The sequence below is a fragment of the Sulfodiicoccus acidiphilus genome (genome assembly GCF_003967175.1).
Lineage (GTDB): Archaea > Thermoproteota > Thermoprotei_A > Sulfolobales > Sulfolobaceae > Sulfodiicoccus > Sulfodiicoccus acidiphilus.
The window spans coordinates 1-21022 of the sequence record NZ_AP018553.1 but is presented as its reverse complement, the minus strand read 5'-3'; the positions used below and the strand labels follow the sequence as shown (position 1 = coordinate 21022).

Sequence of the window (21022 nt, the reverse complement as noted above, 5' to 3'; positions counted from 1 at the left end):
CGTTAAGGGAATTCCAGTTTGTCCTTATTGTTGTCTAACTTGTGCGTTTAGAAACAAGTGTGAGTCTAGGGTGTGGTTTAGGCACCTAACGGTAAGGACTTCAGTCCGCAGAAAAATTAAGAGGGAACCCAAGCTAGATGATTTCCTGTCTTGAGGCCATTCGTAATTATTTTCAGTACCATCTCAATTGATGGAAGGTTAGCGGCAAAAAACGGATTCAGTGAGCTAAGCTGTCCCTACGATAAAACAAGGCAACACATCCTTAGGTCGGAGGTGGATGCAGTCCTAGTGGGTGCTAATACGGTTAGAATTGACAATCCATCTCTAAGCTTGAAGTACGCGAGAGGTAGACCCCCTCTCAGGGTAGTAGTTTCCACTAAATTGCAACTTAACTCAGAGAGTAAGATATTTATTGGTGGAAGAACCGTCGCTTACGCTATATCTCCCAACGAAGAAATAAAGAATAAACTACTACAGCTTGGTGTGCAGGTTAGGAAGTTTGGAGGAAAGCTGTGCGAGGTCATGAGAGATCTTTATGAGTCATTTAGCGTGGAGAAGGTAATGGTGGAGGGAGGAGGAGGAATAATATGGAGTTTAGTGAAAGAAAGTTGTTTCGACGAACTGAGGCTCACAGTGGCCCGAAGATCTTCGGCTCGGGGACGTCTCTAGTCCAAGGTGAGGGTTTTCTCGGACCTGAAGCTCCAGTCCTGGAGTTAATGGACGCTAGGCTTTGCGAGTGTAGAACAGAAGTGTTGTTAAAATATCAGAACAAAAACCCAATCCTCTGACTTCCTAATCTATCCTTAAGGTCTGTCCTTAAGGATAGATAAAATTCCTACTCTTTACGGAGGCTAAAGGTGATTATAATATCTGGAATCCCTTGTAGGTCTCCTTGTAGGTCTCTCCCTTCTCTAGTAATCCTACTGCCCTCTTGTATTTGACTGAATCTCCTATGCTGTTCTCGCCGAACTTCTTAATCCAATCGTCTAGGGAAACTTGATACTCCTTCAAGATCTTGTCCCTGTAAAGATCGTTGAGTACGTTATATGTACAGAAGGGTATCACCCTTCCATCGGGCGTGACGTAGTGAATATCGCATCTCATTACCCTCTGGACGTCGTAGTTGTAAAGATCCATGAAATGCATGTTACCTAGGAATAGAGTCCTGTAGTGCCACTCTCCCAGCGCATCGTAATTGTGATTCACTATTATGTTATAGAGCATCTTCCACACATCGAAGTCCTTAGGACCATATTTTTTATCTATGAACTTCCTTAAGTTGTAGACTAGTTTTACCGCGGTGACGTATTTGTTGGCTCCTTCCCTAATTTCTTCCGTCTTCTCTTTGAGGTATTCCAGAATTCCCTCCAGATCTATGAACTTCGAGATGGGGATGAAGTGTGGCTCTCCACCTTTCCACTCCACATAGATGTAGCTTCCAGCTCCGCAGGACGGATGATTGGCCATCTCGAACTGCTCCTTACCAGTGAGCGCCTCCACAAGCTTCGAAAACACAACGGATGTGCCTATAGGATACCAACTGTCCCTAGTAATTTCTCCGTTAGTCTGTTCCTCTATATTCTTTAGTATCTCTGGAATAGTGATCCTAAACTTAGCCCTCATATTTCTCTTCATCATCCCCGTTAGGCTCACTGGTTGGAAGTTTATTGCTCTAACAACGTCCATGTTCCTAGCGGCGAACTTAATTATATTGCCTAGGTCGTGGTCGTTAACTGTTTTGATTACGGTCGGTACTAAAACTACGCTTGTCATTCCTGCCTTTCTGAATACGTCTAACGTGTAGGGGATCTCCCAATGGTTCTTTGGATTAGTCTTCCTGGTGGTCCCGTCGAAGCTCATATATATGGTATTCACGCCCGCTTCTCTCACTGCTCTAGCGAAACGTACAGCCCTCTCTGGATCCTCCATGTACATCTTAGCGAAGGTACCTCCCCACGTGTTTAGCTGGATATGCTTAACCCCAGCATCTTTGACGATCTTCACTACTTCAACAAGGTCCTCCCTGAGTGTAGGTTCACCTCCAGTTATCTGTACTACCATTGTTGCTCCCTGCCGCTTGAGCTGCTCCACCATGAATCTTATCTGTTCTTGGGAGGGTTCAAACACGTATCCAGCCTTCTCAGCGTAGAAGAAGCAGTACCAGCAAGACTGATCACATCTGTTGGTTATCACTAGGTTAACTAAGGCCGAGTGCTGGTGGTGCATAGGACAGAGTCCGCAGTTGTACGGACATGGAGACTTCAGGTCAACGTACGGTACCTTAGGTCCCTTCCCCTCGTATTCCCAGTAGTCGAACTTGTAGTACATTCCTACGTCTCCGTAGTATAGGTCCTCGAACTCACCGTGATCTGGGCATACTTTCCTTATGAAGAGTTTACTCTCCTTCTCAAAAATCGCGGCGGGAAGTAGCCTGTAACAAGCTGGGCAAAGAGAGTGAGTAACCCTTATGAGTTTCTCGTTCTCCGCCAGTTTAGGAAGGGGCCCTCCTATTTTGATGTCTCTGTCGCCGAATTTGACAACTCCTTCATCGAATTTTGAAGGCGCAGGTAGCAGGGTGAATCTCTGTTCCTGCGCTGTTTGCGCCATGACTCAGAAATCTCTTCAACTAGTATATAAGACATTTCTCCTTCCAACCCGTTTATTTGGTTAATCCCATCCTCTGAAGTTGTCCCATCCAGAAGGCTCCATCTTTTTACCCATGAAGTAGAGTCCTTCTCTTTCTATCACCTTTCCGACAATTAACGGTCTCATTCCCCAATTCGACATTTCCTCCATAATGTGCTCCACTTCTCGCCCCGTCACTACTAATAACGCCTCATACTCCTCACCTCCATATTTCAGAGAAGAAAAAGGATCCATGGAGAGTCTGTTGAGTTGGTCTAGGACGTCTTCCCTATAAGGAATCGTAGTTAGGTTTACTCCCTTCCCCGATGCTTCCGCCACTTTAGATAGAGAGATGAGGAGACCGTCGCTTATATCGGTTGAAGTGGATATGTGCTCACAGTTATTATGCATGACCAATGGAAGATAACGGTTAGCAACAGGATGCCTTAAGCTTGTGAGGAAGTGATGAGGTACCTCAATACCCTTTAGGAAACTTATGAAAGCCACGGTGGTCATCCCAATTTTATTAGTCAGAACAATTGTGTCGCCTTCTTTCGCGTTCGAGAGCGGCTTGTAGCAGAGCGCTTTTCCTATTATCGCTACGTCTATCCAACCTTCTCCCTTTTTACTTCCATTGGTATCTCCTCCCACTACCTTTCCCCCGTAGTAATTAGTGGAATCGATTATCCCTTCCATCAAGGCCGAGGCATCGCTTACCTCCAAGTCAGGGTCTAGGCCTATCGAAATCATCACCTCGTTTGGTAAGCTACCCTTTGCTACTACATCACTCACTGCAGCTGTAATTGACTTCCATCCTATGTCATAAGGGTCTGAGAAGGTGAATCCGAATGAGAGAGGAAATCCATCCATTTTGTACACAATACCGTCTTTGTGGTACACATCGTCGAGCTCCGAATGTTCTAACAATTTCCTTACAACCGTAGTAAGGAATTTCCTCTCTCCAAGTTCAGACAGCTTCATTAGGTTGCACTGACGGCGTTGTTTAATTTTTAGAGCCCTAACTTTAGGGTTATTCCTCGAGCCGCTAGGATACCTGTGGCCGCCGCTACGTTTATTCCCCTAGATAGTCCCACACCGTCTCCGGCCACGAACAGGTTGTCCACTACAGTTTCCATGTTTCTATCTACCACGGCCTTCATGCTGTAGTACTTAATTTCCGGCGCATAAAGGAGGGTATTTGACGAGTAAACCCCGGGCGCCACATTGTCTAACCTCTGCAGTCCCTCTATTAGGTCTTCCACAACTCTGAACGGAAGTCCCATACTTATGTCTCCTGGAGTCACATCCCTCAAGGTGGGTTTGACTGTAGACTTTGATATTCTATCCCACGTACTCCTCCTGCCTTTCTCTAAGTCTATTAGCCTTTGAATTATGGGCTTCTCACCCCCAAGTCTGGTCATGAGTTTGGCTATGCTTTTCCCATATTCTATTGTGTCCTCCAACGGATCTGAAAGTTTGACGGTGGTTAGGAAGGCGAAGTTGGTGTTATCACTTTTCTTATCTACATACGTTTCTCCATTTACTCCTATTGTTCCGTCAGAATAGACTTCCTTCATTATATATCCCCTTGGATTGACGCAGAAGGTCCTCACCTTGTCATCGTATTTTCTCGTATAGAGAATGAGTTTAGGATCCCATGTAGCATTGGTAACCTCCTCGAATACCAATGCCTCTACCTCGACTCTAACACCTATGTCTAAGGGGGCTGGGGTCATGTCCACTCCTAGCTTCTTGGCCTCCGAGTAAAACCACTGGGCTCCCGCTCTCCCTGGAGCTGCGAGTACTATACCAGCCTCTACTTCTCCCCTCGACGTCTTCATGGAAAATATGCCGTCTTTCTTCTGGATTTCGAAGACCGTAGTTAGGTCACTAATCTTGACTCCTCTGGATTCTACGTATCTAGTCATATTCTCTATAACTTGTGGAGTCTTGTCTGTGCCCATATGTCGCTGTTTTATAGGTACGAACTCCGCTCCCGCCTTCGCGGCCCTCTTCTGGACTTCCCTGACTTTCTCTTCGTTGGGAACGAATAGCCTATCGTGAGGCGCTCCAAATGAAAGCAGAACCTCGTCCACGTAGTCTATCAAGGATTGGGCCTCGCTCCAGCTCTTCAAAAGCTCATGGAGCTCCCCTCCTATATCAGGCCTCAAATTAATTATGCCACTACTATAGGTGCCAGCCCCTCCTATCCCATACGTGATGTGGCATGGGGTACAGAACGTGCACTTTTCCTTTGGAGAGAGCAAAGGACAATTCCTGACACTGGCCCGTGCTCCTTTATCTATAAGAATTACTTGCGTTCCTTCTCTCATTCTAGTTGAAATTTCGTACGCGGCGAAGAGTCCTGCCGGCCCTCCTCCTATTATCGCAATATCATATTTCAAATCCTTTCTCCCTCCTCATATCGATCATGCTGAGGCTCTCTTCCCCTGTTCCAATAAGAGTTATTGGGACTCCTAGTTGCGATTCGATGTCATCTATCCAGAGCTTAGCTTCCTTGGATAGTTTAGTTTCTTCTACAACGTTGTGTGCCTCCTTGAACAGCCAGTCGAGCTTCGTTATGCAGACTTGTGTGGCTCCATTAATCCTTATGGCCCTCTTTGCCATTTCCACGTTAAATGGTGAAACTCTTCTCCTCCTTCCAGTTACAGTCCCCACCTCTATCAGACCTAGTTCCTTTGCTTTCTCCTCCTCGATCTCTCCTGGAAGTTCACCCTGTCCTACTCTAGTAACAAAAGACTTGAAAACGATTATAACATCCTTAACGTATTTCGGCCCCACGCCAACCTCACTTAATATCCCTGAGGCGGTGACGTTCCTACTAGTCACATACGGGTAATCTCCGTGGTATAGGCTTAGATAGTGGCCCTGGGTACCCTCTATAAGCACCTTTGAGCCTCGTTCTACGTAGTCTACCACAGTAGAAGGTACGTCTATGATTAGGTCTTTCACCTCGCTGTACTCTCCTGCCAGTCTTAACTTTCTCAGTACACGCTTAGCTTCAGCGTATCCTACGCCTTGAGCCGTACTACCTATTCTCTTCACAAGGTATTCGTCGTTCCTCTCCTGTTCAATTTCCTCCTCTGTTATTATTCCAACATGCGGATCGATCCCTACTCTTCCTCTTGTCCCTGTATTTTCCATTTCGGTTACAAGGAGGTTCAGCGAGGTGAGGGCGCCAGGTCCCAGGAGTAATCTAACCTTCTTATTGGCGAAAGCGGAAGGGATAATTCTAACCTTCCACGACTGTCCGTTGTGAGTTACAGTGTGTCCCGCATTTATGGAGCCAGTCCTTACGGAGGCCGCGGGCGAGTCCTTAAGGGCTAGATACGACGCGACCTTCCCTTTTCCCTCATCTCCAAAGAAACCTCCCACAACTATCTGCAGCATGTGAAACCGTTTTGCCTACTCTCGATCCCTTGTATAAAATAGTTGCTATATCTGGATGTTCACATCGATTACTATCAAACCCCTTGACTACAACAGACCTAGGAGACGCTGTTTGAACATGTTTGTTGCTATGCGACTTAAGCGATCAAAATGAAAAATATATCAAGAGGTGACCTCCTTTAACTGACCTTTTTCTTTCGCCTCTCTTAATTCCCTCGCAATTCTTCTACCCACACTCATTGGCTCCCTCCAGTATAGCTTAGAGTATTGGCTCCCTATTCCCATATGGGCATTTGTTCCACCGCCTATCCTTGGAGCGACGTCGTAAACCACCAGCTCTAACTCAGGGGTCACCATTAACTGAAGTGTGAAGGGTCCTATTATCCCAGGTGACTCCAGTTCTTTAGTTGCCTTAACGAATGAGTACCCAATTTCGAAAATCTTCTCTAGTAAACTCTCCCTTAACGTTGCTGGCTCATGGCCCACCTCAATGAGGCGGGGCTGCGAATTCAATCTAAGTTGAATATCGGCAGGAAGTCTATAGAAGCCATCCCAATCACTTTGAATTCGCCTGTCGATGCTATGAAGTTCTACTCTCTCTCTTAAAGGACTGTAGAAGAAGTTCACGTTGAAATGGGCTCCTAGAATCAGTTCTTCTATGACGGTATTCCTAACATCCTCCTTATCTACCATACCCACGCTGACTAGGTGCTCCAGTCTACTTCTCATGTCTTCATCGTTTACAGCGAAGAAGAACCCTCTCTCTACTTTCCTCTTAGCCTCAGGTATCTTGACTAGAACGGGTCCTTCTATTTTATCTTCCCACTTGTAAGTCCTTGGTCTCTTGATCTTCGCTACATCTAACAATCGATAGTAGTTTTTCTCTCCAGTTCTTTCTTCCCATCTCAACATGAATTTGTTACCAAAGAATGGAATCTCCATCTTTTCTAAGCTGTCATATCCGACATAGACCGCTAGACTCCTGTTCGGGACCAGGACAGCTTCCAACCGGCGCAATTCGTTAACTATCTTAACGGAAGCAATTTCCTTAAATTCCTCAACCATTATGCAGTAATCCACTACTTCCTTGAACTCTAGATAAGGCCTCTCTCTACCTTTCTTGCAGAGTCCCACGCTCTCAAATCCTTCGTCCTTTGCGCCATCGAAGACATCTAAGGCGGAATGGCTGGCGAAGGCGGCTACCCTCATGTGAGAACTTCCTCCAATTTCCCTTTTTCTTTCGCCTCTCTTAATTCCCTCGCAATTCTTCTACCCACACTCATTGGCTCCCTCCAGTATAGCCAACTATATGGGCTTCCATCAATGTATAGGTTAGTCCCAGCTACTATTCTCCCCGAAAACTCAAACGTTACAATGTCTAACTCATCGGTTACCACGGTTTCTAGACAGAAAGGCCCAATCATCTTGGGTCGCACCAAGTCGTCTACTACCCTAACGAAGGACTCCGCGTATGCGAAGGCGTTGGGAAGCAGACTTTCTCTAGCCACAAGCGGTATGTTACCCACAACCACGAACGAAGGTTCCACTCCTTTAGGGTCTACCAGCCTCCTGAGGCTGTCGACGTTAGTCTCGTATCTCACGTCTATGCCAGTTATTTCAATTCTGTCTTTAACTACACTTCTGAAAAACTGGAAGTACATGGGAACTCCTATCACGTACTCTTGAATTAACGCCTCTGAAGGATCCTTTATCAGGCCTTTTCGCATTACTTCTGCCAGCCCTTCTTTCACCTTGCCCTTACTTTCTGCTACGAAGTAGCCCTTGCCTCCCTTCGCTCCAGGAAGTTTAACAATTACTCGTCTGTCCACGTCCTCTGGATCCTCGAACTGTTCTGGGATTTTCACTCCTGCCATCTTTAACAGACTCATTTTCTTCTTTTGGTCTGACTCCCAACTGAAAAGATTCCTAGTTCCGAAGATGCTCTTACTTTTTAACTTAGACGCCCTCTCAATTCCTAGGTACTCGATTAAACTCCCGTGAGGAACAATAACGTCGGAGGAGTTAAGTAGTGTCACTGCGCTGTCTAAATCCTCGTAGGTAAGGATGGAGTCTATGAAGTCGAAGCGAGAGTAAAAGTCCCGTCTCTTCTTCTCAACGACCAGCATAGGCTCCAAACCTTCAGCTTTGACCCCATGTAGGATTTGGAGAGAGGAATGACTACCTAGTGTGGCTACTCTCACAGTCTCGAGGAAACCTTATACGTTCAAAAGCATATCTTCGTTGTGTCTTCAATCTGTGCACTTGATTGGAGGTATGGAAGCAGAGAGATGAGACTACTCTTCTCCAGAGAGGAAATAATAAGGAGAATGATCCGTGTAGAGGTGGTCCTCCTCCAAGCTCTGGCGGAGGTTGGGATCGAAAATCCAGAGAGCATTAAGGTTGTTCTTGACGTCGCCTCGACCATTACCCCATCCGAAATTGAGGAGGAAGAGAGAAGGATAGGCCACGACGTAATGGCAATGGCAGTTGTTTTGGCCAAGAAAGCGGGAGACGCCGGGAAGATGGTGCACTTTGGCGCCACTAGCTACGACATAGTGGACACCGCATATGCTCTGATCTTTAGGGACGCCTTGGATATTCTTAAGAGAAAGCTAGTTAAGAGTCTCGACTTGCTATCCGCGTTGGCTATCGAACATGCAGATACGTTAATGGTGGGGAGAACTCACGGACAACACGCCCTTCCAATAACCTTCGGTTTTAAGCTTGCAAACTACGTTTACGAATTGACGAGATCGCTAGAGCGTCTGAAGGAGGTGGAGTCGAGGCTGCTAAAAGTGAAGATGGCGGGTGCAGTCGGAACGGCCGCCGGTTGGGGGGAGAAAGGTGGCATGATCCAATTGGAGGTCTCGAAGAGACTGGGCTTATCTCCTCACGAGATCACTACACAGATAGCCCCTCGAGACGGACATGCCGAACTCATATCTGATTTAGCCATATTGGGTAGCCAGCTAGATCGTTTCGCCCTAGAAGTGAGGGAACTTATGAGACCAGAGATTGCTGAGCTAGCTGAGTCCGTCCCTTCTAGGGTTGGGAGTAGCACTATGCCTCAGAAGGAGAATCCAGTTCTTTCTGAGAAGATCTGTGGCTTGGCTAAGGTGCTTAGGGGCTTTGTAGTTCCCGCGCTTGAGAATATTCCAACTTGGCATGAGAGAGATCTGACGAATAGTTCGTCAGAACGCATACTTCTATCCCACTCACTGCTTATAATCGATGAGATGTTGGACAGTTTTATTCAACTCTTAAGCTCCTTGAAGGTAAATAAGGAGAAAATGATGGAAAACCTAGAATTGAGTAAAGGGAATATAATGGCGGAGAGCCTCATGCTAAGCCTTACAAGGAAAGGAATTCCACGACATGTCGCCCACAGCATAGTATCAGAACTAAGTAGAAAAAGTAGTAATCTCGGACTTCCATTGATATCAGTAGCGATTGAAGATCAGACAGTAAAGTCACTCCTCAACAACGAAGAACTTCACAAGGTATTAGATCCCTCGGTTTACCTAGGCCAGTACAGAGAAATGATAGAAAGGGCTATAAACTACTTCAAGGGAATTAGGGAAGAGTTTGCCGCCGTAGCTCAGCGGTAGAGCGCCGGCCTCGTAGCCTCTGGCTGGAAAGCCGGTGGTCGCGGGTTCAAGTCCCGTCGGCGGCTCCTTTACTGATTGGATTAAACCGACATGCATTTCCTAATGCTATGAGTTGTGTGGAACCGAGCTAGGCCCATGCTACGCAATGTCAGAAAATCTTTTATAGAACCATTTGTTAAGAGCCTGTGAAAGGTGATAGATAGATGTCCTCAACTGCAACAGTTGCGCAAACTCCAGAAGGAATCCCCGTGATAATCCTCAAGGAAGGATCGAGTAGGAGCTACGGGAAAGAAGCCCTCAGAGTCAACATCTCCGCCGTTAAGATTGTGCAGGAGATGTTAAAGACCACTTACGGACCTCGAGGTATGGACAAGATGCTCGTTGACAGCTTAGGAGATATAACGATTACCAACGATGGTGCTACTATATTAGACAAAATGGATTTACAGCACCCAGCGGCCAAGCTGTTAGTTCAGATAGCCAAGGGGCAGGACGAAGAGACTGCAGATGGCACTAAGACAGCGGTAATATTAGCTGGAGACCTAGTGAAGAAGGCAGAGGACTTGCTCTACAAGGATATTCACCCGACAGTTATTGTAAGCGGATATAAGAAGGCTGAGGAGGAGGCCATAAAGGCGATCAATGAATTGAGCGCCAAAGTTACTGTAGACGACTTGGAGACTCTGAAGAAGGTGGCCCATACCTCCCTTAATAGCAAGGCTGTGGCTGGAGCCAGAGATTACATCGCCGACATAGTGGTTAAGGCAGTCACTCAGGTTACTGAGAAGAGAGGTGACAGACTCTACGTAGACTTAGATAACGTTCAGTTAGTGAAGAAGCATGGTGGAAGCATAAGAGATACCCAGTTAGTTTATGGAATAGTTGTAGACAAGGAAGTAGTCCACCCAGGAATGCCCAAGAGAGTAGAGGACGCTAAGATCGCTCTTCTCAACGCCCCACTAGAGGTTGAGAAACCAGAGATAGATGCTGAGATAAGGATAAACGATCCCACACAGATGAAAAGGTTCCTCGAAGAGGACGAGTCCATCCTCAAGGAGAAGGTCGAAAAGATCGTTGCAAGCGGGGCTAATGTTGTCATCTGCCAGAAGGGAATAGATGACGTTGCACAACACTTCTTGGCTAAGCATGGAATCTTAGCTGTGAGAAGAGCGAAGCAGAGCGACCTAGAGAAGTTGTCCAGAGCGACCGGAGGAAGGGTTGTTTCCAATATCGACGAGCTGACGGCCCAGGATCTGGGTTACGCGAAATTAGTGGAGGAAAGGAAAGTAGGAGAGGATAAGATGGTCTTTGTAGAGCAAGCTAAGAATCCGAAGGCCGTGAGTATATTGATAAGAGGAGGTCTAGAGAGGGTTGTGGACGAGACAGAGAGAGCCATAAAGGACGCTCTAGGAACTACTGCCGACGTTATAAGAGATGGACGCGTCGTTGCTGGGGGAGGTGCGGTGGAAATTGAGGTTGCCAAGAGACTGAGGAAGATGGCACCTCAAGTTGGCGGGAAGGAGCAGTTGGCAATCGAGGCCTACGCTAATGCCATAGAGGGACTCCCTGTGACACTGATGGAGAACTCTGGACTGGACCCGATAGATTTCCTGATGAAGCTCAGGAGTCTGCATGAGACGGAGGGGAACAAGTGGTATGGAGTTAATGTCTTTACAGGGCAGCCCGACGATATGTGGAAGTTAGGGGTAATCGAACCAACGGTAGTGAAGGCCAATTCCATAAAGGCAGCTACGGAAGCGGCCACGCTAATACTCAGAATCGACGATCTCATAGCAGCTGGGAAGAAGAGCGAACCAAAGGGAGGAGAAAGCAAGAAGTCTGGAGAGGAAAAGAAAGACGAGGACTAACCCTTTTTTACTCTCAGACTTACAGGATATGGAAGGGTGGGGCTACTTAACAACGCCTCTCCCACTCTGAGCTTATCTAAAGCGGAAGTGAATTTTTCGTCCAATGCCATGGAATCCCTCACTACCGACTTGTCGACGTTTGATTTTAAGGCGTGAACAAGTTTCGTGTTGGTGTTTTTAATTACGCAAGGAGCTATAGTGGAGGGCGACTGTGAGACTACACAGATCCCTAAGTTGAACTTCCTCATTTCTGACATCATCCTTTCTATAAACGGGTTGTCTTCCTTGAGGTAGTTATGAGCTTCCTCGAGTACTACAATTGTAGTCTTACCGTCCCAATTTCTCAAGTGAGCCTCGGTCAAGAATCTTAGCAGGAAGAGAACGTAAACCTTCCTTAGAATCAAGTTGTTGACCAGAGAGAGGTCTATTACGTTGATTCCTTTCAAACACTTCAATATATCCCTCCACTCCACACCTTCGCCGTCGCTGAAAAGTATGTCTGCCTTGGGGGTAGAAATAGTGTAAAGTTTTCGAGCCAATGCATATTTTACATCTCTTATCCAGTACGAGTTCTCCTCTGCTCGTACAACGGCGTCAAAGACCCTTTCCCTACTTTTTTTGCGGACCAAATTTAGAATTGTGAGAAGTAGAAACCGCTGAGGCTCAGTGAGGTCTAAGGCCTCCCCTAGTACTTGTACTACTTCTTCCAAATCATCGTCCTCTTGGAATAGCTTCAATTTGAGGGGCCTTTTAACGTCCCATTTTTCTGCATCTTTCAGCAAAGCGGAATATTCTCCGTGCCAGTCTACTATTACAGTCCTGAATCCGAGCTTAGCAGCGCCCGCTGCAATCAGTCCCGCCGTGTTGGTTTTCCCACTACCCGTAGTTCCAAATATCGCAACATGTCTGAGTAACTCCTCTTTTCTCAATCCCACTGGCGTGTCGTAGCCGTCGTTGGCTTTACCTAACTCGATGTCGAAGCCAATTGAGTACCCACGAGAATTTGGCAAGGCCGGCACAGAGCCGTACACTTTTAGAAATACCGCGTCTCCTCCATCTCCCAACGGAACTACGAGAGCTCTACTACTGCGCATCGAGTTCATTTCTATATCTGGGGCTATGGAGTCTTTGACTGTAATCAGGAACTCTCCGAACTCCTTTAATCTCCTCCTTAATTGTTCTTCTGATTTCCCCTCACAGCTCGCTATTAATAGAGTATTTGGCCGGTTTTCAAGCTGGGTCACGATCGTTAAAAGCAGATCAGGGAAAGCCCTACTTAGAACCCTTCCTAGTGCTTCTATCTCGTTCGCGTAATCGATTCTCGATTGTGACCCCCTCTCCCTTATGGAAAGCTTATACGGCACGGAGGCAATCAACTTCTCTCCGTTTTTTATTACCACTACATCGTTCTGTATTTTTAGGAGATCAATTTTCTTCTTAATTCTATTTTTTATTAATATAAATATGATTAATCCTAATCCACTGGGTATTACTAATAAAATCGTATGTGAAGTAAAAAATATATCTAAATACCTACCCCTGCTTAGGAGTAGGGCAATAGCGAAGATAACTAATACAGCAGGCCCTAGAGCTCTATTGACGTTCATGAGAGGGTAGTTCATAAAGAGTTATGGAGAGTGGAACGGTAGTTTAGATATTCGGCCTCTTCAATTGATGTCTCTCAATTAAGACCATGAAGCCAACTTTCGTAAGCTAGGGAAAGCTTTAAAGGAGAAGTGAGTGGGGGTATGCTTGATACTGAATGAGCCTGAAGTATAGGTTGTTAGGTCTAGGAAGTTTCCTTCTGGCCCTATTAAGTGCAGTTATGGTCGGGGCTCAAACCGCCGCCGATACTTCGGCTGGGTTTGAAGGACTGAACATCGGAGCTGGACTGGCTGTAGGTTTAGCGGCGATTGGGGCTGGAGTAGCCGTCGGTATGGCAGCTGCAGCGGGAATAGGCGTACTCACGGAGAGGAGAGATATGTTCGGCACCGTGCTATTGTTCGTTGCAATAGGTGAAGGAATAGCGGTGTACGGCATATTGTTCGCTGTCCTTATGTTGTTCGCGAAGTTCTAAGCCAGAAGAAGCTTTTAACTCCTTACCTTTTTCAGGAACTCGTGAAGTTAACAAGAGACAAGGTCTCCTCTAACTTCAGCGAATGGTATGATTGGGTCTTGTCTGAGGCGGAAATACTGGATTATGGACGATACCCAGTAAAAGGAATGGGAGTTTGGATGCCTTATGGTTTCAAGATCCGTGAGAGAGTTCTAGCGAATATAAGGAATCTCCTTAATGAGACGGGGCATGAGGAGGTGTTGTTTCCATTACTTGTTCCAGAGACTTTGTTGGCGAAAGAAGCAGAACACATAGAGGGATTTCAAGGCGAAGTGTTCTGGGTAACTAAGGGTGGTAACGAGGAGCTCGATGTTAAACTCGCACTTAGACCCACCAGTGAGGTTTCCATCACCTATATGGAGAACCTATGGATAAAAGGCTACACCCAGTTACCTAAAAAGTACTATCAAATAGTAAGCGTATTCCGTTACGAGACCAAGGCCACTAGACCTCTCCTTAGAGTCAGGGAGATCACAACCTTTAAGGAAGCCCACACAATTCATGAGAGCTATGAAGATGCAGAGAGACAAGTGAGGGAGGCCATCTCCATTTACAAGAAGTTCTTCGACTCTCTCGGTATTCCTTACGTGATCTCGGTCAGGCCAGAGTGGGATAAGTTCGCCGGTGCCCTTTACACTGTTGCCTTCGATACTATATTTCCAGATGGCCGAGTCGTACAAATAGGAACGGTTCACCACCTTGGACAAAACTTCACTAAGGCCTTCGACATGAAGATACAGAGGGCCGACGGTTCTTTAGATTATCCTCACCAAACCAGTTATGGTATATCGGATAGAGCTATCGCCGCCATCATAGCTATTCACGGTGATGACCACGGAGCTGTTCTACATCCTTTAGTGGCTCCAATTTTAGTGGTGGTAATACCTATTCCTGCCAAGGAAGAGGGAGAGAAGGTAAAGGATTATGCCAGAAAAATCGCTCATAGTTTGAATTCGGCGGGCATAATAACCAAGATTGATGATAATGAGAAAGCGACGCCTGGCGAGAAATATTACTACTGGGAACTTAGGGGCGTACCACTTAGGGTAGAAGTGGGACGCAGAGAGTTGGCCTCAAAAACTGTGTCTATAAAGAGGCGGGACACGCTAGAGTCCAAAGAAGTTGAACTTAACCATCTAATAGACGCAGTGAGAGAGATTCTTAAACAAATAGAGGACAATATGAGGACCTCAAGTTGGAAGAGGATGAAGGATCTAGTGAGTAGAGTTGACGACCTCAATTTAGCTAAGAGTAGATTAGAATCGAAACTTGGGATAGTGGAAGTCCCTTGGTGTGGAAATAACAAGTGCGGATTGAAGATGGAAGAACAAACTGGAGGAAGGGTATTGGGCTCACCTTATGAAGGGGCAGAAATCCAAGGAAAATGTGTAGTTTGTGGAAGCCCTGCCGAGACCGTGCTCAGGATCGCAAAAACTTATTAGATCATTATTGTAGAGAGGGCAGAAGGTGTAATCTTGCCGAAGAAAAGGGAAAATAGAGGGAGACGAAAAGGAGATAAGGGGCACGTCGGCTATATCTCTTGCGACAACTGTGGTGCGAGGATACCTGAAGACAAGGCTGTATGTGTAACCAGAATGTATAGTCCAGTCGACTCTGGACTCGCTGCAGAGTTGGAAAAGAAAGGTGCCATGATCACTAGATATCCAGTTACAAGGTGCTACTGTGTTAACTGTGCGGTACATTTTGGAATAATAAAGGTCAGGTCTGAGACTGAGAGAAGATCTCACACCAGGTTAAGATAGAAGTGAGACTAGGTTTCTCCTTTAATGGTAATATCCCCCTATCTAATAGGAGTTCCAGGCTCCATGGCATTTTCAAGAAATCGAACCTAGGCCGCCACTAAAGTCACAGATCCCTTTCACCCCTTCCGTTGGTTAGATTACCCATTTCTATGAGGAATTTCGCGTAAGTGGGTTTTTAAGCATGGAGTATTCTCGGTGGGGAGAAGAGAGTTGAAATAATCTACTACTGCATTAATATAGAAACATGCCTCCTTAGCTTTTACGAGAGAATCTTCTCGTTTCACAGCTAAACATGACTAAGTGAGGCTTATTATAGCTTTACTGAATATTTCCGCACAATAGCTGAAATCTCTTCTCATTCTCTCGAGAAGCTGCTCCATGGGCATTGGTTTATATAGATATCGCGGCCTCCCTCCCTTGGAGTTAGGATCTTTGACCCGTTCTACGAACCCCAACGACGTCAGCTTATTCACAGATCTATTAATTGATGCCTTACTCAATTTTAATGCCTCTGCCAATTCGTCCTCACTTTTGATCCCTTGTTGCAGTAGCTCCTTCAATACAGATATGTCGGTGTCTGATAGGTCGTAACAAAAACTTATCGCGTCGGCCACTCGGGCCTCCCTACCTGAGGGCAACCTCACTCTAACGTTCTGAAGTTCTTCAAGACCCACGTGATAGTCTCCAGTTGATAGCATATATAAATTTTTGTATATTAAACCATATTACGTTTCTTGTGTGTATAGATCCAGACGTCAGTGGAGATGGAAGTTCTGATCATGTTTTTCTTAAGACTGGTGTTCGGTTCCCTACCGACTAAACTTTAATATGTGTTGTACGAGGGAGTAATTGGTTACTCATGAAAACTACTTTAAGTGTTATAAAGGCCGATATAGGGAGCTTGGCCGGTCACCACACGGTGCATCCAGATACAATGGCCGTGGCGAACAGGGTCTTGGCGGAGGCTAAGCGATCTGGCGTGATCTCAGACTATTACATTACTCACGTTGGCGATGATTTGGAACTGATAATGACTCACTCCCGCGGCACCTTAGACCCCAAGGTTCACGAGACTGCGTGGAACGCCTTCAAAGAGGCGGCGAAAGTAGCCAAAGACTTAGGTCTCTATGCGGCTGGGCAGGATCTACTCTCAGATTCCTTCTCTGGGAACGTTAAGGGCCTAGGTCCCGGTGTGGCGGAAATGGAGTTCGAGGAGAGACAGTCAGAGCCGATAGCGATATTTATGGCAGATAAGACTGAACCAGGAGCCTTCAATTTACCAATCTACAAGTTGTTTGCAGATCCGTTTAACACAGCCGGCCTAGTGATAGACCCAGCCCTGCATAACGGGTTTAGGTTCGATGTGCTCGATGTTTATGAAGGTGAGAGTGTCACTTTCACCACTCCGGAGGAGTCCTACGATCTTCTAGCACTTATTGGGACCACGGGAAGATATGTAGTTAGAAGGGTGTGGAGAAAACAGGACGATCTACTAGCTTCCACGGTTTCCATCGAAAGGCTAAACCTCATGGCAGGGAAGTATGTAGGAAAAGACGATCCAGTTATGGTGGTACGTCTTCAGCATGGACTGCCAGCACTGGGAGAGGCACTTGAGGCGTTCTCCTTCCCGCATCTAGTGGCGGGATGGATGAGGGGAAGTCACTATGGTCCCCTTATGCCCGTCTCTCAAAGAGACGCTAGAGCTACCCGGTTTGATGGTCCGCCTAGGCTAATAGGCCTAGGATTTAATGTCAAGAACGGGAAGCTGGTTGGTCCAAGCGACTTATTTGACGATCCTGCCTTTGATAATGCGAGGAGACTAGCCTCAGACGTGACAGATTACATGAGGAGGCATGGCCCATTCATGCCTCATAGACTGGAGCCAGCAGAAATGGAGTACACCACCTTAAGTTTGGTGCTTGAGAAATTGAAGGGCAGATTTAAGAAGGAGGAAGGCTTAACCAAAGCTAAGCATAGCGTCTATACGGCGCAAAGCTCCGAATAGGTGGGTCGGATGGGAAACGTATACACGCGCGATATAAAGCGGGTGGCTCAGCAAATATTTGAGGAGCATAAGGGTGAAGTAACTAAGGATTTCAGGCAGAACAAGGAATTGCTTAAAAAATACTTGGACGTCCAGTCTAAAAAGGTAAGAAACAGAGTAGCTGGCTATTTGACTCGTTACGTAAGGACAGTCGAGAACGCTGAGAAGATGAGACAGGAGAGGGAACAGGAGCTAGTCGAGGAGTAGAAATGGTAGAAGTGCGGTTTAAAGGACCCTTAAGTCAGTTTTTTGGTGCATCGGTCAGCGTCCAAGATTGTGGAGAAGTCTCTGAACTGCTCGCCAAGCTTGACAAAGGCGGAACCCTTACTAAGGAGGGGAAAATAAGGCCGGGATTGCTTGTCTTGATTAATGGTAAAGACTGGAGGTTGCATTTAGGTCCTGTGGGCCTAACGGATATCGTCGAAGTAATTCCAGTCAATCACGGTGGTTAAGATGCTAATAGAGAAGAGTTTTTTTGATTCTGCCAAGATTGGATTCGACGGTGAATGTGTAACCCAGATTGTAAGTGAACTACCAGAGGAAGTTCTCTTAAGACAGGCCTGCTATTTGCTCTTCAAGAGAATAGAACAGGGCACTACTTTGCTTAGGAGACCGGAATTAGAGTTCCTTCTCTTGCTGAGTGGTGAAAAGGAAATTCGTAGAGCCAAAGAGAGGTTGGGAGTGAGGAAGGAAGGGTATCTAGTTACTTGCTGCAAAGATGAGTTGTATTCGAGAGAAGTCAAGATAGAGAATCGAGTAACGAGAATCGCTTTGAGTAGAAACGCTCTCTTCATACTCTAATTTCATGGAGATGTGAGCTGAGGCTCTCCTGTTCTCATGCGCATCTGCAAAGGAAAGTTACTTTAAATATAAATTATATGGAAAAGGATGGTAGAAATCCTTCCTATTAGAACTTGGGGGCTTGCGTAGTAAAGGTCTCAATTTCTAAGTTCGCTGACTCTAAGCGTTTCAGGACCCGCTATTAGACCTACGACTGCTATCGCTACACCGATCAGAAGGACCGAGGTAGCTGCCTCTGAAACTGGAAGTAGACCCGAAAGAGCAGATATCATGATGGGTGCGAAGCCTGAAACGACGAATGCGCCATTATATGCGGAACCCACACCTGTGGCCCTACTGAACGTTTTGAACCTCTCGGCTAAATATGCGGGGGATATAGCAGAAGGGATGTTGACTCCGAAACCAAACATTAGAGTGTAAAATAAGGGAGAGTCCGTGACTCTTTGGTAGAATATAGCTCCAACTATTCCTGCTATAACTAGTCCAGTTATAGCTATTAAGCGCCTTCCCATTAGGTCAGCCAATTCTCCAGCTAACAGCATTGCAGCTATGCCAATGAGGTTCATGTAAATCAACAGAGTACCATAAACTTGTGGTCTATAGCTAAGGACGTGTCCGAAGTAGATGGAGAGATATTGGGGCCCTGCATATATCATGAGCCAGAAACCAACCATTACCATTAATGTCTGCAAAAGAGGCCTTAGACCAGAGTAGATCGACTTCTTTTCTCTGTCTAAAAATATTTTAGGTTCAACTGCTTTAGCTCTAATTAGTATTGCTAGGGCTGCAGGAATTACTCCCACAAGGAACACCACTCTCCATCCGAAGGATGGGAACCAAGGCTGAGAAGAAAGAACGGTGAAGAGGGTGTCGGCTATGACGAACCCAGCTAGCGTTCCAGATTGCATCAAGCCTGAGAAAAATCCCCTATGGGAAGTTGCGCTCTCCATTGCCAACGTGAAACTGGACGAAACGTCTCCCCCTATGAACAGTCCTTGGGTAAGTCTCAGAACCGACAAAAGGATCGCGGCTCCAACTCCAATTTGAGCGTATGTAGGCAATACACCTGTCAGACCTATTGACGCCGAATAGCCGAGGACGGTGAAGATGAGAGCGTAACGCCTTCCTCTCTTGTCAGCTAGAAGACCGAACAGAAATCCGCCTAAGGGCCTTGAAACCACTGTAAATACGATAGGGATAGCTGCTCCCAATAGGCCTAAACTAGGGAAGAACAGTTTACCCAATATGGCAGAAGTTATTACGACCGCTCCAAGGTCGTAGGAATCCATTAACCACGAAAAGTAAGCGCCGACGAAATTGAATCTCTCAAACGGCATAGTATGTTCACTGCCAGCTTCCTAAAAAATCCGGTGAATTGGACGAGGTACCTTTAGCGAAGGGACGAATCCATCGACATAAAATCTCGAAAATTGCTAATGTATATCATATTTATGTTGCATCCTGAAATTATCTAGTATCTTTCCAACCATTGGTTCTGCTATTTTGGTTAGTGTCAACGCTCTTCTTAAGTGAAGGTGAAGGTCCACGTCGTCAGTAAACCCCATACCCCCGTAAGTTTGGATCGAGTCTGTAATGATTTTAGGAACCTTTTTCATTGCCAAAAATAGAGCGGCTTCTGTCATCGATTTATCCTCAGTTGCCTTTAAGACCAACGACTTGACCAGTTCAAGCGAAATGGCGTCATCAACTAACCTATGTTTTATTGCCTGAAATGAACCTATTGGACGATCGAAGGCTTTTCTAACTCTACTGTACTCTATTGTCATTCTTAGAGCTTCTTCTGCGTGACCTACTAATTGAGAGGCAACTCCTAAACCAAGTTCGTCTCTATTCCATGGGGAAAGTTGTGACCTCTTAAACGTCACTTTACAAAGCTTCATAGTTGGATCTAGAGACTCCATAACGCTCAAAAGTACGTCATCCCTTCTCGCCAAACTCTCCCCGACAATAACGTAATCAGCCTCATCTGCAGCGGGCACTATATTGAAGGAGGATATTGCAGCTCGTGGAGACTTGAGGGCTATTTCCTCCCTGACAACGTTGTCTGTTATGGCTCTCAGTGCCAAGAGAGTAGAGCTCAATATTCCAGGCAATAAGTTGGCTCCCACCAACATATGCATCTCTGCTGCTGTCCGAGGGGTAGCCTCGATCATGTACCTGAACATCTCTAACTCCGCCAAGGAATTTGCAAGGACCCTGGCTTGGGAAAAGTCGCCTGTCCTGTATTTTCGAAGCTCCTTGGTGGACCAGAACTTCTTCAGGGTCTGATCCAAGGAGGAAAGGATCAGGCTAGTCTCCTCGTCCAAATAAGTGTCCTTGATTAGCACGATATCATAACTCTTTTACCGCAATTTTAAACTGTTTCCAATTAGCTATTAGTGAAGATGAGCAAGGAAGAAAGCAGTCATTAACAATTTCACTATCTTCTTTTCAGTCATACAGGGTTCCTCCTCCGGCGTCGTTCTGACTGTAGATTCGGGGTTACATCTCTCGTTTGGTGAACAGCCGAGTGGCTCAGAGAACCACCTCCATATAAATTAGGGATCCTCCATTGAATTCCGATGGACCCTTTGATGATGGGAAACGGACATATTGGTGCCTTCTCAGTCTCCTCCTTCAATCGAGCCATGGAGGCACGTCGTTCATATCATGTAGGTAATTTTTTAATTTCTATTTAAATTGTCATTCCCTACCCTCGAAGGGACGAAGCTTTCAAGTTTTAAAATGCATAAGTTATATATTTTGAAGTTTAAATAAAAGTTGCT

Annotated in this window: 19 protein-coding genes, 1 tRNA gene and 1 pseudogene; 11 read left to right on the top strand and 10 right to left on the bottom strand. The window is 46.0% G+C overall.

Annotation, left to right across the window (positions count from 1 at the left end; translation table 11 throughout):
- The first annotated feature begins 150 nt into the window (after positions 1–150).
- A pseudogene (locus HS1genome_RS00105) lies at positions 151–788 on the top strand (2,5-diamino-6-(ribosylamino)-4(3H)-pyrimidinone 5'-phosphate reductase).
- Between the two features lie 73 nt (positions 789–861).
- Here the strand turns inward: HS1genome_RS00105 and tes are convergent.
- The 6 genes from tes to HS1genome_RS00075 all read right to left on the bottom strand — a co-directional run bounded on the left by tes (position 862) and on the right by HS1genome_RS00075 (position 8237).
- Complete coding sequence (tes, locus tag HS1genome_RS00100; RefSeq protein ID WP_126448975.1) at positions 862–2607, bottom strand: tetraether lipid synthase Tes; 1746 nt, start codon at positions 2605–2607, stop codon at positions 862–864.
- Between the two features lie 60 nt (positions 2608–2667).
- Complete coding sequence (locus HS1genome_RS00095; protein ID WP_126448974.1) at positions 2668–3606, bottom strand: thiamine-phosphate kinase; 939 nt, start codon at positions 3604–3606, stop codon at positions 2668–2670.
- 29 nt (positions 3607–3635) lie between these two features.
- Positions 3636–5030, bottom strand: a complete 1395-nt coding sequence (locus HS1genome_RS00090) for an NAD(P)/FAD-dependent oxidoreductase (RefSeq protein WP_126448973.1) — start codon at positions 5028–5030, stop codon at positions 3636–3638.
- The gene (locus HS1genome_RS00085) at positions 5020–6036 is read right to left on the bottom strand and encodes an adenylosuccinate synthetase (RefSeq protein WP_126448972.1); all 1017 of its coding nucleotides are present in this window, start codon (positions 6034–6036) and stop codon (positions 5020–5022) included. The genes HS1genome_RS00090 and HS1genome_RS00085 overlap by 11 nt, the downstream gene beginning before the upstream one ends.
- 162 nt (positions 6037–6198) lie before the next feature.
- Positions 6199–7245: a formate--phosphoribosylaminoimidazolecarboxamide ligase family protein gene (locus tag HS1genome_RS00080; RefSeq protein WP_126448971.1), complete on the bottom strand. Its 1047-nt coding sequence runs from the start codon at positions 7243–7245 to the stop codon at positions 6199–6201.
- Positions 7242–8237 (bottom strand): formate--phosphoribosylaminoimidazolecarboxamide ligase, encoded by a 996-nt coding sequence (locus tag HS1genome_RS00075; protein WP_126448970.1) that lies wholly within the window; start codon positions 8235–8237, stop codon positions 7242–7244. Before HS1genome_RS00075 ends, HS1genome_RS00080 begins: the two co-directional genes overlap by 4 nt.
- 42 nt (positions 8238–8279) lie before the next feature.
- On the opposite strand from HS1genome_RS00075, the gene purB reads away from it, so the two are divergent.
- From purB to thsB, 3 genes are all read left to right on the top strand, one after another.
- Positions 8280–9644, top strand: a complete 1365-nt coding sequence (gene purB, locus HS1genome_RS00070; protein WP_126451239.1) for an adenylosuccinate lyase — start codon at positions 8280–8282, stop codon at positions 9642–9644.
- Positions 9624–9709, top strand: a tRNA-Thr gene (locus HS1genome_RS00065). Before purB ends, HS1genome_RS00065 begins: the two co-directional genes overlap by 21 nt.
- Before the next feature lie 138 nt (positions 9710–9847).
- Entirely contained in the window at positions 9848–11512 is a 1665-nt protein-coding gene (gene thsB, locus HS1genome_RS00060) for a thermosome subunit beta (protein WP_126448969.1), read from the top strand.
- On the opposite strand, the gene HS1genome_RS00055 is transcribed toward thsB, so the two are convergent.
- Positions 11509–13119: a DNA-translocating ATPase CedD gene (locus tag HS1genome_RS00055; protein ID WP_158613641.1), complete on the bottom strand. Its 1611-nt coding sequence runs from the start codon at positions 13117–13119 to the stop codon at positions 11509–11511. The two genes, thsB and HS1genome_RS00055, sit on opposite strands and share 4 nt — an antisense overlap.
- 155 nt (positions 13120–13274) lie before the next feature.
- Here HS1genome_RS00055 and HS1genome_RS00050 point away from each other — a divergent pair, with 155 nt between their 5' ends.
- From HS1genome_RS00050 to HS1genome_RS00040, 3 genes are read left to right on the top strand one after another with little or no spacing between them, the layout of a single operon-like run.
- The gene (locus HS1genome_RS00050; protein WP_126448967.1) at positions 13275–13589 is read left to right on the top strand and encodes an ATP synthase subunit c family protein; all 315 of its coding nucleotides are present in this window, start codon (positions 13275–13277) and stop codon (positions 13587–13589) included.
- 41 nt (positions 13590–13630) lie between these two features.
- The gene (gene proS, locus HS1genome_RS00045) at positions 13631–15070 is read left to right on the top strand and encodes a proline--tRNA ligase (RefSeq protein ID WP_126448966.1); all 1440 of its coding nucleotides are present in this window, start codon (positions 13631–13633) and stop codon (positions 15068–15070) included.
- Between the two features lie 33 nt (positions 15071–15103).
- A complete protein-coding gene (locus HS1genome_RS00040; protein ID WP_126448965.1) occupies positions 15104–15391 on the top strand; it encodes a 30S ribosomal protein S26e in 288 nt (95 codons plus the stop codon).
- Positions 15392–15687: 296 nt separating this feature from the next.
- On the opposite strand, the gene lrs14 is transcribed toward HS1genome_RS00040, so the two are convergent.
- Positions 15688–16065: an Lrs14 family HTH-type transcriptional regulator gene (lrs14, locus tag HS1genome_RS00035; protein ID WP_229768035.1), complete on the bottom strand. Its 378-nt coding sequence runs from the start codon at positions 16063–16065 to the stop codon at positions 15688–15690.
- Positions 16066–16250: 185 nt separating this feature from the next.
- Between lrs14 and fbp the strand changes: the two genes are divergently transcribed.
- The 4 genes from fbp to HS1genome_RS00015 are packed head-to-tail and all read left to right on the top strand — an operon-like array spanning position 16251 to position 18236.
- The gene (gene fbp / locus HS1genome_RS00030; protein WP_126448963.1) at positions 16251–17396 is read left to right on the top strand and encodes a fructose-1,6-bisphosphate aldolase/phosphatase; all 1146 of its coding nucleotides are present in this window, start codon (positions 16251–16253) and stop codon (positions 17394–17396) included.
- Positions 17397–17405: 9 nt separating this feature from the next.
- A complete protein-coding gene (locus HS1genome_RS00025) occupies positions 17406–17642 on the top strand; it encodes a 30S ribosomal protein S17e (RefSeq protein ID WP_126448962.1) in 237 nt (78 codons plus the stop codon).
- A gap of 2 nt (positions 17643–17644) precedes the next feature.
- Positions 17645–17887, top strand: coding sequence for a Urm1-like protein (gene urm1, locus HS1genome_RS00020; RefSeq protein ID WP_126448961.1), 243 nt, complete (start codon positions 17645–17647; stop codon positions 17885–17887).
- Between the two features lies 1 nt (position 17888).
- Positions 17889–18236, top strand: a complete 348-nt coding sequence (locus HS1genome_RS00015) for a hypothetical protein (RefSeq protein ID WP_126448960.1) — start codon at positions 17889–17891, stop codon at positions 18234–18236.
- Between the two features lie 137 nt (positions 18237–18373).
- On the opposite strand, the gene HS1genome_RS00010 is transcribed toward HS1genome_RS00015, so the two are convergent.
- Both HS1genome_RS00010 and HS1genome_RS00005 read right to left on the bottom strand, forming a co-directional pair.
- Positions 18374–19573 (bottom strand): MFS transporter, encoded by a 1200-nt coding sequence (locus HS1genome_RS00010; protein WP_126448959.1) that lies wholly within the window; start codon positions 19571–19573, stop codon positions 18374–18376.
- Between the two features lie 96 nt (positions 19574–19669).
- Positions 19670–20584, bottom strand: a complete 915-nt coding sequence (locus HS1genome_RS00005) for an acyl-CoA dehydrogenase family protein (protein ID WP_126448958.1) — start codon at positions 20582–20584, stop codon at positions 19670–19672.
- Positions 20585–21022: the final 438 nt, after the last annotated feature.

What these genes read in the sequence shown, in the direction of transcription:
- thsB (WP_126448969.1), top strand. Translation starts at nt 9,848, where the DNA reads ATGTCCTCAACTGCAACAGTTGCGCAAACTCCAGAAGGAATCCCCGTG.
- HS1genome_RS00095 (WP_126448974.1), bottom strand. Translation starts at nt 3,606, where the DNA reads ATGAAGCTGTCTGAACTTGGAGAGAGGAAATTCCTTACTACGGTTGTA.
- HS1genome_RS00010 (WP_126448959.1), bottom strand. Translation starts at nt 19,573, where the DNA reads ATGCCGTTTGAGAGATTCAATTTCGTCGGCGCTTACTTTTCGTGGTTA.
- HS1genome_RS00085 (WP_126448972.1), bottom strand. Translation starts at nt 6,036, where the DNA reads ATGCTGCAGATAGTTGTGGGAGGTTTCTTTGGAGATGAGGGAAAAGGG.
- tes (WP_126448975.1), bottom strand. Translation starts at nt 2,607, where the DNA reads ATGGCGCAAACAGCGCAGGAACAGAGATTCACCCTGCTACCTGCGCCT.
- fbp (WP_126448963.1), top strand. Translation starts at nt 16,251, where the DNA reads ATGAAAACTACTTTAAGTGTTATAAAGGCCGATATAGGGAGCTTGGCC.
- HS1genome_RS00015 (WP_126448960.1), top strand. Translation starts at nt 17,889, where the DNA reads ATGCTAATAGAGAAGAGTTTTTTTGATTCTGCCAAGATTGGATTCGAC.
- HS1genome_RS00050 (WP_126448967.1), top strand. Translation starts at nt 13,275, where the DNA reads ATGAGCCTGAAGTATAGGTTGTTAGGTCTAGGAAGTTTCCTTCTGGCC.
- urm1 (WP_126448961.1), top strand. Translation starts at nt 17,645, where the DNA reads ATGGTAGAAGTGCGGTTTAAAGGACCCTTAAGTCAGTTTTTTGGTGCA.
- HS1genome_RS00055 (WP_158613641.1), bottom strand. Translation starts at nt 13,119, where the DNA reads ATGAACGTCAATAGAGCTCTAGGGCCTGCTGTATTAGTTATCTTCGCT.
- HS1genome_RS00080 (WP_126448971.1), bottom strand. Translation starts at nt 7,245, where the DNA reads ATGAGGGTAGCCGCCTTCGCCAGCCATTCCGCCTTAGATGTCTTCGAT.
- HS1genome_RS00025 (WP_126448962.1), top strand. Translation starts at nt 17,406, where the DNA reads ATGGGAAACGTATACACGCGCGATATAAAGCGGGTGGCTCAGCAAATA.